This window comes from Nocardiopsis sp. TNDT3 (assembly GCF_003427465.1).
GTDB lineage: Bacteria > Actinomycetota > Actinomycetes > Streptosporangiales > Streptosporangiaceae > Nocardiopsis > Nocardiopsis dassonvillei.
This window is the reverse complement of the sequence record NZ_QPFC01000041.1, coordinates 1-11294: the sequence shown is the minus strand read 5'-3', so window position 1 is coordinate 11294 and position 11294 is coordinate 1. Positions and strand designations below refer to the sequence as shown.

12 protein-coding genes and 1 pseudogene are annotated in these 11294 nt (G+C 72.8%); 3 read left to right on the top strand and 10 right to left on the bottom strand.

Features of this window, described 5'->3' with window-relative positions:
* Positions 1–230 precede the first annotated feature (230 nt).
* The gene (locus DQW06_RS01135; RefSeq protein WP_232832932.1) at positions 231–1052 is read left to right on the top strand and encodes a methyltransferase domain-containing protein; all 822 of its coding nucleotides are present in this window, start codon (positions 231–233) and stop codon (positions 1050–1052) included.
* Positions 1053–1218: 166 nt separating this feature from the next.
* Here DQW06_RS01135 and DQW06_RS01130 read toward each other — a convergent pair whose 3' ends face one another.
* Positions 1219–1845 carry a MerR family transcriptional regulator gene (locus tag DQW06_RS01130; protein WP_117197803.1) on the bottom strand — a complete coding sequence of 209 codons (627 nt, stop codon included), beginning with the start codon at positions 1843–1845 and terminating at the stop codon, positions 1219–1221.
* Positions 1846–1920: 75 nt separating this feature from the next.
* Between DQW06_RS01130 and DQW06_RS01125 the strand changes: the two genes are divergently transcribed.
* A complete protein-coding gene (locus tag DQW06_RS01125; protein WP_071621956.1) occupies positions 1921–2424 on the top strand; it encodes a DUF4188 domain-containing protein in 504 nt (167 codons plus the stop codon).
* A gap of 60 nt (positions 2425–2484) precedes the next feature.
* Here DQW06_RS01125 and DQW06_RS01120 read toward each other — a convergent pair whose 3' ends face one another.
* Genes DQW06_RS01120 through DQW06_RS01110 form a run of 3 tightly spaced genes read right to left on the bottom strand, consistent with a single transcriptional unit; the run spans position 2485 to position 5925 of the window.
* The gene (locus tag DQW06_RS01120; RefSeq protein ID WP_117197802.1) at positions 2485–3618 is read right to left on the bottom strand and encodes a 3-deoxy-7-phosphoheptulonate synthase; all 1134 of its coding nucleotides are present in this window, start codon (positions 3616–3618) and stop codon (positions 2485–2487) included.
* A complete protein-coding gene (locus DQW06_RS01115; RefSeq protein ID WP_117197801.1) occupies positions 3615–5231 on the bottom strand; it encodes a (2,3-dihydroxybenzoyl)adenylate synthase in 1617 nt (538 codons plus the stop codon). The genes DQW06_RS01120 and DQW06_RS01115 overlap by 4 nt, the downstream gene beginning before the upstream one ends.
* 46 nt (positions 5232–5277) lie before the next feature.
* A complete protein-coding gene (locus DQW06_RS01110; protein WP_013152787.1) occupies positions 5278–5925 on the bottom strand; it encodes a pyridoxal 5'-phosphate synthase in 648 nt (215 codons plus the stop codon).
* 136 nt (positions 5926–6061) lie between these two features.
* Here DQW06_RS01110 and DQW06_RS01105 point away from each other — a divergent pair, with 136 nt between their 5' ends.
* Complete coding sequence (locus DQW06_RS01105; RefSeq protein WP_117197800.1) at positions 6062–6742, top strand: methyltransferase domain-containing protein; 681 nt, start codon at positions 6062–6064, stop codon at positions 6740–6742.
* A gap of 30 nt (positions 6743–6772) precedes the next feature.
* On the opposite strand, the gene DQW06_RS01100 is transcribed toward DQW06_RS01105, so the two are convergent.
* The 6 genes and pseudogenes from DQW06_RS01100 to DQW06_RS01075 form a co-directional block, all read right to left on the bottom strand.
* Positions 6773–7525 carry an ABC transporter permease gene (locus tag DQW06_RS01100; RefSeq protein WP_232832931.1) on the bottom strand — a complete coding sequence of 251 codons (753 nt, stop codon included), beginning with the start codon at positions 7523–7525 and terminating at the stop codon, positions 6773–6775.
* A 2-nt stretch (positions 7526–7527) separates the two neighbouring features.
* Entirely contained in the window at positions 7528–8322 is a 795-nt protein-coding gene (locus tag DQW06_RS01095; RefSeq protein ID WP_071621960.1) for an ABC transporter permease, read from the bottom strand.
* Positions 8319–9323 carry an ATP-binding cassette domain-containing protein gene (locus DQW06_RS01090; protein ID WP_255418200.1) on the bottom strand — a complete coding sequence of 335 codons (1005 nt, stop codon included), beginning with the start codon at positions 9321–9323 and terminating at the stop codon, positions 8319–8321. The genes DQW06_RS01095 and DQW06_RS01090 overlap by 4 nt, the downstream gene beginning before the upstream one ends.
* Positions 9324–9477: 154 nt before the next feature.
* Positions 9478–9861, bottom strand: a complete 384-nt coding sequence (locus tag DQW06_RS01085) for a nuclear transport factor 2 family protein (RefSeq protein ID WP_117197798.1) — start codon at positions 9859–9861, stop codon at positions 9478–9480.
* Between the two features lie 40 nt (positions 9862–9901).
* The gene (locus DQW06_RS01080) at positions 9902–10687 is read right to left on the bottom strand and encodes a thioesterase II family protein (RefSeq protein WP_071621962.1); all 786 of its coding nucleotides are present in this window, start codon (positions 10685–10687) and stop codon (positions 9902–9904) included.
* Positions 10674–11294 (bottom strand): annotated as a pseudogene (locus tag DQW06_RS01075) (thiazolinyl imide reductase); the annotation flags it as partial. The gene DQW06_RS01080 and the pseudogene DQW06_RS01075, both read right to left, overlap by 14 nt.

The window sequence follows — 11294 nt, the reverse complement described above, 5'->3', positions numbered from 1 at the left end:
TGGGCGTGCGCGCCGGAGTGCGTGCACTCTTCGAGGCTCCCACGGTGGCGGGGTTGCTTCCCCTGCTGGACGAATCCGGGCCCGAGCAGCCCAGCCTGCTGAAGAAGCGCCGATAGGGAAAGGGCGATCCTCCTCCGGGAGAAGCGTTCTCGGAATGCCGTTTCTCTCCTGCTCATGTGCGAACGGCTGTGCATTTCACTGTATTTTCCATGGACAATGGGGAGTGGGATTTGAAAACTCTGCCGACCCTGGTCAAGGGTGACGAGCTACTTCTTGACGATTCACTCGAAGACGTCTACGAGGCTTCTCGGGACATCTCGAAGTACCTGCTGATGCACTACGGGTCCCTGGAGGACGTCTTCGGGGAGCGCGACCATCCCCTGGCCATGGCGCACGGGTATCCGCAGCGCCTGTCGCGGGTGCTCCAGCTCGCCGCTTCGCGGACGGAGACGAGGGTCCTTCGAGCCCTGGACGTCGGATGCAGCGTGGGAGGGGTCTCCCACGCGTTGAGCGGCTGGGTCGAGGAACAGGTGCTCGGACTCGACGTGAGCGCACGCTCGATCGATGTGGCCTCCTCGTTGACCCTGCATGGCGGGGGGACCTTCGGCGTCATCCAACAGGGCCCGTTCAGCCAGGAGGTCACCTTCCGGGTCCGGGACGAATCGGAGCGCTGCGAGGTGGGTTTCCAGGTCGGCGACGCCTGCGACCTGGACGGCCTGGGCTCCTTTGACGTGGTGGTCCTGTCCAACGTCCTGGACCGGGTGCCGGACCCCGCCGGCTGCCTGGACCAGTTCCTCACCGAGGGCGGCCCGTTGAACAGCGGCGGCCTGCTCGCGGTCGCCTGCCCCTGGTCCTGGTATCCGGAGTTCAGCAAGCCGGAGAAGTGGTTCGGGTCCCCCGACGGCTCGATGTCCAGCGAGGACCACCTCAAGGAGAGGCTGAAGGCCGGATTCTCCCTGGTGCACGAGGGGGACGAGCCCGCCGTGCTGCGCCAGAACCCCCGGGAGTACGACTACTTCAACGCGCACGTGACGGTCTGGAAGAAGTTCTGAACGGTGCTCCGACGTCGGACGGCACCCTGAACCCGGGTCGTCGGGAACCGTTCCCGGCGACCCGCGGGCGACCCGCGGACTCCGTTGGTCGGCGGAATTCCACACCGCTGTGGGAAAACGGTGTGTGGAGCGGCCGTTCGCTGATCCGTCCGGTTTCCTGCCCGCGTCAGCCGTTGCCGTGCTGGTCTTTCGGGGGGAAACGCCGGACCGCGGTGATCTGTTCGGCCATGCGGCGGAGGGCGAGAAGGAGGGGTTCGGCCAGCGCCGTGCCCAGCACCACGTACCGAACCGCCTCTTCGGGATCGTCGACCGGAATGTCGGAGACCTCGGCTGCCGCGATGGTCTCCACGGCCCTGAGGTACGCGGTCATGACGTTCGGGGAGATCTCGAACCCGGCCCGGCGCAGGGCGTCGAGGGACCTCGCGACGTCCTCCAGGCACTCACGCTCACACATCCCCGGCTGCCATCCGAGCCGTTCGGCCAGCCGCTCGGCGTCGGCGAGGTCGATCCCGCCCTCGCTCCGGGGTAGGACCGCGGCGTGTGCGGCACCGATCAGATCGGACACGTTCTCCGGCGGGTCGTCCAGGGTGGCGATGACCTTCCGTGCTCCGGCCACGCTCACTCCGGCGTCGATCAGCGCGCGAACGACCCTGAGGCGGTGGAGGTGGATGTCCCCGTAGGTCGCCCGGGTCGCCGACGTTCGCACTCCCTCCGGCAGCAGGCCCTCTCGCAGGTAGTACTTGATCGTCGTCACGGGCACACCGGACTTCGCCGACAGTTCCGCCATGAGCATCGTGGCACCCCCTTGCTTTGGAGAGTAGCGCTATCTACTATTCGATAGTGTCACTATCTAGTAGAGGGAGCGGCAATGGCCAAGGTTGTCCCGGGACGGGTCACGCACCAGTACGCGGGGGAGCTGGTGGTGTTCCACATCGGTGCGACGTTCAACCACTGGTGGCGGCCGGACCTCTGGTTCACCGTCGAGTCCGCCATGCGGCGGATGCTGCGCGAGCTCTCCGAGGACCCGGACTCCGGCATGCTCGGCTACGACATGCTGTTCAACCACCGCGGGCCGTACATCGTGCAGTACTGGTCCTCGGTCGACAAGCTCTACGACTACGCCTCCGACCGGTCGTTGAGCCACCGGCCGGCGTGGACGGAGTTCAACGCCATGGTGAGGAAGAACCCCGACGCGATCGGGATCTGGCACGAGACCTTCGTCGTCGAGCGGGCCGAGAGCATGTACGTCGGGACCCCTCCCATGGGGCTGCCGGGGGCCACCGGGATCCGGCCCGTGGAGAAGCGGCACCACCGGGCCCGAGCGCGCCTGGCGGACGGGGCCACCGTGCCGGCGGAGAAGCCGGTGAAATGACGCCCGACCGCCCGAGCCGGTCCGGATTCGTCGGTCTCCCGGTCACGAACGCCCGCCGCCCTAGCCTCGTAGCAGGTCCCCGAACCCGGCTACCGCCCGCAGGGCCTGGCGGGGGTTGAGCCGGGGGTCGCACGCCGAGCGGTACCGCCGGGGCCCCCGCGCGCGCAGGTCGGACAGCTCCGCGCACTCCAGCACGTCGTCGGGGGTGATCTCCAGGTGCAGCCCCGCCGGGGGGACCCGGTGCGAGCGCAGCACGCGGACGAAGTCCTCGATCTCCGACAGGACGCTCTCGACCAGGCGCAGCTTGCGGCCGTCCGCCCAGCGCTGGGTGTTGGCGTGCAGCGGGTCGCACAGCCACAGGACGGGCGCGCCCCGCCGCAGCGTCTCGGACACCAGGTCCGGCAGGTGCCGACGCACCCGCGACGCGCCCAGGCGCACGATGAAGGACAGGTGGCCGGGGACGCCCTCGGGGTTGAGCGCGCGGCTGAGCCGGACCGCGTCCTCGGGGGTGGCGCCGGGGCCGAGCTTGACCCCGACGGGGTTGGCCAGGCGTGCGGCGAAGGCCACGTGCGGACCGGCCGGGTCGCGGGTGCGGTCGCCGATCCAGAGGGTGTGCGCGGAGCAGGAGTGGCGTCCGCGGACCAGGGGTTCCTCGTAGTCCAGGAGCAGGGCCTCGTGCGAGGTGAACACCCGTGGCTCCCCGGCCGCGCGCACCGCCTCCAGCACCTGCCGGGAGTGGTGGAGGGCGCGCAGCATCCGGAGCGGGTCGGCGGCGCGGGCCCGCGGGTCGGGGGCGTCGTCGTTGACGGCGTCGCCCCGGTAGCTGGGCAGCACGGTGCCGTCCGCCGTCTCCTCCCAGGGGGAGGAGCGGGGTTTGGCGTACTGGCCCGCGATGCGTCCGACGGTGACGACCTCGGTGCCGCCGCGGCGGCCCAGGAGGGCGGCGAGGTCGCGCAGCTGGGCCAACCGCTCCGCCGTGCGCGACGGCGTGGCCTCGGCGAAGCGCTCGGCGCACTCCCCGGCCTGGAGGACGACCGCGTCGCCGCGTGCGGCGCGGGCGTAGCGTTCGCCGAGGTCGCGGACCTCCTCCCCGGTGACCAGGGCGGGGGCCAGCGCGAGGGAGCGGCGCACACGGTCCAGGAGGCCGGGGTCGGTTCCGGCGGGGAAGGCCGGGTCCGCCACCCCGGCGCTCACCGGGTCCCCCGGTCCGCGGCTTCCTCCAAGCCGCGGCGCAGCCATTCCTTGTCCACCTTGCCGACCCTGGTCAGCGGGAGCTCCGCCACGTTCTCGATCCGGTCGGGGACCTTGAAGGCGGCCAGCCCCAGCGAGCGCAGGTGCCGGGAGACCTCCTCGGAGGAGGGCGGCGGCCCCGAGCAGACGAGGAAGGCGCAGGAGGCCTCGCCCAGGAGGGGGTCGGGCACGGCCACGACCGCGCAGGAGCGGACGGACGGAAGGGCCGTGAGGGCGTCCTCGACCTCGGCCGCGGCGATCTTGTCGCCCGCCCGGTTGATGACGTCCTTGGTCCTGCCCTCCACGACCAGGTGGCCGTAGCTGGTCAGGCGGGCCAGGTCTCCGGTGCGCAGGAAGCCGTCCGGGGTGAAGGCGGCGGCGTTGGCCTCCTCGGCCCGGTAGTAGCCCCGGATCGTGTAGGGGCCGCGGACCTGGAGGCGTCCGGTGGTGCACGCGGGCAGGGGGCGGTCGTCCTCGTCCACCACGCGCACCTCGTCGGCCGGTGACAGGGGGCGGCCCTGCGTGGTGGTGCGCATGCCGAAGGAGTCGTCGGGACCGGACTGGCTGAGGATGCCCTCGCCCATGCCGAAGGACTGCTGGACGCGGCACCCCAGGGCGAGTTCGGTCTCGGCGACGTCGTCGGCCGAGGCCCTGCTGCCGCCGACCTGGACCAGCCGCAGGGTGGAGAGGTCGCGGTGGGTGAGGTCCGCGGCCTCCGTCCACAGCGCGGCCAGGGAGGGCACCAGGGCGGTGACGGTCACGCCCTCCTCCTCGACCAGGGCGAAGGCGTCCTCGGCGTCCGCGCTGTCGCTGAGCACGACCGTGGCGCCGCGGGAGAGGGCGCCGAGCACCCCGGGGCAGCCGAGGGCGTAGTTGTGCGAGGCGGGCAGGACGCACAGGTAGACGTCGTCGGGGGTGAGTCCGGCGTTGTCGGAGGTGATGCGGACGTTGTAGGCGTAGTCGTCGTGGGTCCGCGGGATGAGCTTGGACCGGCCGGTGGTGCCGCCCGAGAGCAGGAAGAGGGCGACCTCCCCCGGGTCGGTCGCGGCCGCCGGAGCCGGCGGGCCGGTCACGTCGGCCAGGCGGGTGAAGGCGCCCGGGTCCCCGTCGGCGATGACGTCCAGGCCGCCCCCGGCGTCCGCCCGTACCCGCGCGGCCTCCTCCCGGTGGTCGTGGCCGCGGTGCCGGTCCGGGACGAGGTGGGCGACCGCCTCCGAGACCCGGCACAGCTCCAGCAGCTCGGCGCGGCGGTGGGAGGTGAGCGCCAGGACGGGGATGGCGCCGATCCTCAGCAGCGCGCACAGGGCGGTCACGAACTCGGCGGTGTTGGGCAGCTGCACCAGGACCCGGTCGCCGCCGCCCAGCCCGCGCTGCCGCAGGCCCCCGGCCGTGCGGGCGACCCGCTCGTGCAGTTCCCGGTAGGTCCAGCGCCGGGAGCCGCAGACCAGCGCGGTGCGCTCCGGGTGCGCGGAGCACCAGGTGTCGAAGAGTTCGGCCAGGGACCGGCCGAGCCAGTACCCCTCCCGCCGGTACCGTCGGGCGAACTCCTCCGGCCAGGGGACGCATCCCTCGAGCACGGCCGTCTCCTTCCTCGGGGCCGGTGCGTCCGGCCCCGCCGGGTCGTCAGGGGGACATCCACTCGGTGGTCCAGGGGGCCCCGGCCCCCGGACGCCGGTAGAGCACGCGGTCGTGGACCTCGTCGCTGCGGCCCTGCCAGAACTCGACGCTGTCGGGGACCAGGCGCAGTCCGCCCCAGAATTCGGGGCGCGGGACCTCCTGGCCCTCGAAGCGCCCGGCCACCTCGGTCAGGCGCTCGTGGACGGACCCGCGTCCGGCCAGGGGGCTGCGCTGGTCGGTGGACCAGGCGAGCACCTGCACCGGTCGGGGCAGGGAGGCGAACCGGTCGTCGGAGTCCAGGGGGGACAGGCGCTCCACCACTCCGCCGACGCGCACCTGCCTGGCCAGCTCCAGCCAGCCGAAGCACAGTTCCGCGCGGGGGTGGACGGCCAGGTCCGTGCTCTTGCGGCTGGTGTAGGCGGTGAAGAGGACGAAACCGTGGTCCACGTGGGCGAGGTCGATCCAGCGGGCGGAGGGCCGGTGCCGGTCGTCGGTGGTGGCCAGGACCGCCGCCGCCGGGTCGTGGGGGTCCGTGGCGCGCCAGTCGTCGTGCCAGGCGGAGAACAGGTCCAGGGGCGAGTCGGGCAGCGCGTCGGCGTCCAGACCGGTCCGCCGCAGAGCAGCGCGCCGCTGGGCGATGGCCGTGTCCGTCATGGCTTCCTTTCCGGGGGGCGCCGAACGGGTTTTTCGAGGCGGCCCGTTCCTACATGTCGCTTATATATGGACTTGTTCCACAGTAAAGCATATTATGGTGCGCGCCGGAAGTGTCCGACGGAAAAGGAGGAGCGCCATGCGCGGCCCCGGAAGAACGGTGGACCTGCTCAGGGAGAGGCACGCGGCCATTGAGGAACCCGTCGAATTCGAACTGCTCGGGCGCCGCTGGCACGCGCTCCCGGGGGTCTACGCGCCCCACCTGACCACCTCCGCCGCGCTGTACTCCGCCTGGGTCCCCTTCCCGGTCAACGGGGCGTTCTGCGAGGTCGGATGCGGTACGGGCTACCTCTCGGTGCTGGCCGCGCTCAGCGGATGCGCCACCGTCACGGCCACGGACATCAGCCCGGAGGCCGCGGAGAACACCCGGATGAACGCACGCGAACACGGCGTGGAAAGCAGGGTAAACGTCTACTGCGGCGACATGTTCGAAGCCGTTCCCGAGGGCGTTCTCCACGATGTCGTCTTCTGGAACTCCAATTTCCTCAGCGCCGCCCCGGAGGGTGGTGTGAAAAACGGTTTCGACCGTTCCCTGTTCGATCCCGAATACGCCTCGCACCGCGCTTTCATGCAGAACGCGGAGAGGGTGCTGGCCCCCTCGGGCCGCCTCCTGCTGGGGTTCACCGACCTCGGTGACGCCGACCTGCTGGAGTCGGTGGCCGCCGACTGCGGCTGGCGCACGGTCCCGCTGCGGCGGCACCTGGGCCGTTACCCCGAGGGGTCGGTCCTCTTCGAGCTGCGCGAACTGGTCCGGCTCTGATCCTCCTCCTCACGTGGGGGCCCGGGCCGCTCAGGCCCGGCGCCGCAGGGACCGCAGGGCCAGAGGCACCAGCAGGGCCGTGGCCGCGGCGAACCACAGGGCGCTGACCGCCAGGGGGGCGGCCACCGGCCCGCCCGCCGACAGCCCCATCAGGACCTCGTGGGTGCTCGACATCGGGTTGAGCCGGATGACCGGCTGGGCTGCCGGCGGGAACGCCTCCAGCGGGACCAGCCCCGACGACAGCAGGAGCAGCAGGGTGATGGGCGAGGTGAGCGCGCCCGACACCGCCTGCTCGCTCCGGGCGCGCAGCGCCACCACCAGCGCCAGCCACAGGAACATCCAGGCGAAGGCCATGACCACGCCGAAGAAGGCGAGCGCGGCCCAGAACCCGGCGGTGAAGCGGAACCCGAACAGGTACGCCGCGGCCACCGTCACCACCGCCACGGTCAGCAGCCGTGCCAGGTCGCCCAGAAGCCGACCGGCCAGCAGCGCCGGACGCGACAGCGGCATGGTGTACAGCCGGTCGAGGAACCCGGTGCGCACGTCGGCGTGGTACCCGACCCCGGTGCCGACACAGGCGTAGGCCGTGCCGAACAGCACGATGGCCGGAGCCAGCCGCGCGATGTAGGACTCGCCCGTGGCACCCGAGACGACCTCGCCGAAGATCACCAGGAGGGTGACGAGCAGGATGAGGGGGAACCCGAAGGCGTCCCCGAGCAGTTGCGGGCTGCGCAGGAACCTGCGCAGTCCCCGGCCCGCGAGCAGGGCGCTGTCGTAGAGCACGGTCACACCGCCTTCCGGAAGGAGCGGACGGCCGCCCACGAGAAGACGGCGCCCAGCACGGCCGTCCACACCAGGGCCGGCGCCACGGCCCCGGCCACGCCCTCGCCGGTGGCGAGCGCGCGCAGCGCGTCGATGACCACCGAGACCGGCGAGGCGGCGATGACCGGTTCGAGCCAGCCGGGGAAGGCCTCGGCCGGTACGAACGCCGTGGACAGCATCAGCAGGGGCAGGTAGACGAGGTTGAGGACGGCCGACACCGACTCGGGGTCGCGTGAGGCCAGCCCGACGGCGCTGGTCCCCGCGGTCAGCACCAGCCCGAACAGCACCGCGAGCGCGACGAAGCCGAGCGCGGCGGGCACTCCGCCCCCGAACCGGAAACCGGCGACGAACCCGCACAGCAGGATGACCGCCACGGAGACCAGGGCCCAGACGGTGTCCGCCAGGAAGCGTCCGACCAGCAGGGCGCCCCGGTTGACCGGCATGGAGCGGTAACGGGCGATGAGGCCGTCGCGCCGGTCGGCGGCGAGCATCGGCGCCGCGCTGTTGGCCACCGAGAACATCCACTGCACGATGATCGCGGGCGGCAGGAACTGGGCGTAGTCGACGCCCTGCTGGCCGAGCAGCCTGCCGAAGAGCAGCAGGAAGCCGAAGACGAAGACGGCCGGGAACACCCCCAGGGTCACCAGGGCGCCCGCGTCGGCCCGGGCGCGGATGTTGCGCCCGGCCGTGGCCGCCCCCTGGGCCAGGAGGTTGCCCAGTCCCCGCTCCGTCGCGGCCGCGGTCGGTGGAGCGCTCACCGCGATCCCTCCCCGGTTCCGCCGGCGGGCGCCTCCGCGTCCCGGGCCGGGCCGCCGGTGGACGCCTGCGCGCCCTCGGACGGGTTTCCGGTCAGGTGGAGGAAGACCTCGTCCAGGGTGGGTCTGCGCAGGCTGAGCACCTCGGGTTCGATCCCCGCCCCGTCCAGGGCGCGGGCCAGGCGGGCCACCGTGCCCGCGTCCGGCGCCGGGACGACCAGCGCGCCGTCCTCCTCCTGGACCCCGGCCGCCTCCGAGCGCAGCAGCTCCCGGGCGCGCCCGCGGTCCTCCGGGGGGACCCGCACCTCGCACACCGATCCGCCGACCCGCGCCTTGAGCTGCTCCGGGGAGCCCTCGGCGACGAGTCCTCCCCGGTCCACGACCACGACGCGGTCGGCGAGCCGGTCCGCCTCCTCCAGGTACTGGGTGGTGAGCAGGACGGTGGTGCCCGCGTCGCGGCGCTCGCGCACCGCGTTCCACAGGTCGCCGCGCGTGCGGGGGTCGAGGCCGGTGGTCGGCTCGTCCAGGACCAGGACCGGACGTTCCACGATGAGGCTGGCGGCCAGGTCCAGACGCCGCCGCATCCCGCCCGAGTAGGAGCCCACGGAGGCGTCCGCGGCGTCGGACAGGCCGAACCGGTCGAGCAGCTCCCCGACCCTGGCCCTGGCCCTGGCCCGGGGCAGCCGCAGCAGCCGGGCGAAGAGCATCAGGTTGGCCCGGCCGGTCAGGACCTCGTCGACCGCGGCGAACTGGCCGGTGAGGGCGAGGGAGGAGCGCACCCCGGCGGGGTCGGTGCGCACGTCGTGTCCGTCGACGACCGCCGTCCCGCGGTCCGGGACGAGCAGCGTGGAGAGGCAGTGGACGAGCGTGGTCTTTCCGGCGCCGTTGGGTCCGAGGAGCGCGGTCACCGTTCCGGGGGGCACGTCGAAGGTGACCCCGTCGAGTGCGGTCACCTTTCCGAACGTCTTTCCGATTTCCTCGACCCGTATTCCCTGGACACCCACTCGGTGGTCGCCTCCTTGTGTTCCCTGGTGAACCCGTCACGCCCTTTTCCCCCGCGGCGGGGGCTGCCATGATGCCACAGCCGAAGCCTCGCGAAGAAAGGGTCGCGAAAGGCGGATCGCCGTCGGGACGGCGACCCGCCGCGGGCGGCGCCGATCAGGACGAGACGGGCGTCTGCTGGTGGAACAGCAGCCGCCAGGCCCCGTCCCTGCGGGCGTAGACGCTGGTCATGTACAGGCGGTAGACCATGTCGCGGCCGGTGACCTCCGCGGTGGCCCGGTAGGTCAGGACCGCGCTGTCGTCGGTGATGCGCACCAGTTTCGGATTTTCCAGGGTGAATCCGACGAACGGGCTGTCATTGGCCTCGATCTCCGCCACGAGGTCCTGTCCGGTTCCGACGCCGTCGTGTTCGACGACGACGGTGTCATCGGTGACCATTTCCCGGTAGAAGTCCGCGTTCGCGCTGGAGATCGCCTCCCATCCGCGGTGCTCCAGGTCGAACAGTTCCTTGAGCAGGGCGTCGGCGGTGTTGTCGGACATCGTTCTCTCTTTCCTTTTCTCGGCGTTCTCGTCGCGGTTCTCAGGGCGTGGAGGGCCAGGGGTCGTCGGCCGGGGCCAGGCCCACCTGCGCGAGCAGCGCCCCGACGACGTCCCCCGGCCGGTCGATGAGGTAGAAGTGCCCGCCGGGGAACTCCGCCGAGCGGAACTCCCCGTGGGTGACCGCGGCCCAGTCCCGCGCCTCCTCCGCGGTCACCTCCGGGTCCCCGGTGCCCCGGACGGCCAGGACCGGCGTGGCCAGCGGCGGCCCGGGGCGCGGGCGGTACCCCTCGATGAGCGCGTAGTCGGCCCGGATGGAGGGCAGGACCAGGTCGCGCACCTGCTCGTCGCCGAACAGCGCCGGATCGGTGCCGCCGAGCCTGCGCACGTCCTCCAGCACGGCGGCCTCCCCTCCGGCGGAGACGGCGGTGTCGCGCTGCGTCCGGGGCGAGGGGCGGCCGGACACGACCAGGGACCCCAGCGCGCGACCGGTGCGCGCCTCCAGCGCACGCGCGACCTCGTAGGCGACGGCGGCCCCCATGCTGTGCCCGAAGAGCACCAGGTCGGGGCCGGCGGCCGGGGCCAGCGCCTCGGCCAGCGGCCGTACCAGCCCGTCCATGTCGCGGGCCGGGGGATGGGCGATGCGGTCCTGGCGCCCGGGGTACTGCACGGCGTGCAGCACGGCCCGGTCCGGCACCAGCCTGGCCCAGGGGCGGAAGAAACCGGCGGTCCCGCCGGCGTGCGGGAAGCACACCACCGAGACGGCGCCGGGCGCGGCCGGAGCGCCCAGACGGCGCAGACCGGCCGCGGTCGCCTCAGGTACGGACACGGCGGTGTTCCTCCTCGGCCTCGGACGGCACGCGTGCGCGCAGCTCCTCCAGGGAGAGCGGCACCGGTTCGGGTTCGTGCAGCGGCTCCGGTCGGCCCAGGGGGCCGGAGGCCTCCTGCCAGACCCGGGACAGGGTCAGGTGGTACTGCCCGCGGCGCAGGGGGTCCTCGGCGGTGTCGGCCGCCCGGCTCAGCTCCGCCAGCCCCAGCGCGGCGGCCCGCGGCCAGAGCCCCGTGAGGATCTCCCGGTACCCGGGCGCCGAGGCGGGTCCCCACGGCTGGACGCTGGGCAGGTCCAGATGCGCGGCCTCGGCGTCGCCGTAGTCGGCCAGCTCCCGGCCGGAGCGGGGGAAGTGCGGCCGGGGGCTCCACAGGACCGGGCCGTGGGCGTTGGCGAGCAGCAGGTGGCCGCCGTCGGCCCCCGCGGTCACGCGCAGGAGGACGTGGGCGTGGTTGTCGGGGTCGGCGGGGTTGAGCTGGTTCTGCACCCGCAGGGCCACCGGGACCCCGCCGACCGCGCCCTCGACCGTGCGGAACGGCCCGCCCGCACCGGTGGCGTCCGCGCCGGTCGCGGCGGCGAAGGACCAGGGCCGCCACCGGCCCACGGC

Excerpts from the sequence above, each read along its gene's own strand:
- DQW06_RS01130 (WP_117197803.1), bottom strand. The coding sequence starts at position 1,845 with ATGCTCATGGCGGAACTGTCGGCGAAGTCCGGTGTGCCCGTGACGACG.
- DQW06_RS01125 (WP_071621956.1), top strand. The coding sequence starts at position 1,921 with ATGGCCAAGGTTGTCCCGGGACGGGTCACGCACCAGTACGCGGGGGAG.
- DQW06_RS01085 (WP_117197798.1), bottom strand. The coding sequence starts at position 9,861 with ATGTCCGACAACACCGCCGACGCCCTGCTCAAGGAACTGTTCGACCTG.
- DQW06_RS01110 (WP_013152787.1), bottom strand. The coding sequence starts at position 5,925 with ATGACGGACACGGCCATCGCCCAGCGGCGCGCTGCTCTGCGGCGGACC.
- DQW06_RS01105 (WP_117197800.1), top strand. The coding sequence starts at position 6,062 with ATGCGCGGCCCCGGAAGAACGGTGGACCTGCTCAGGGAGAGGCACGCG.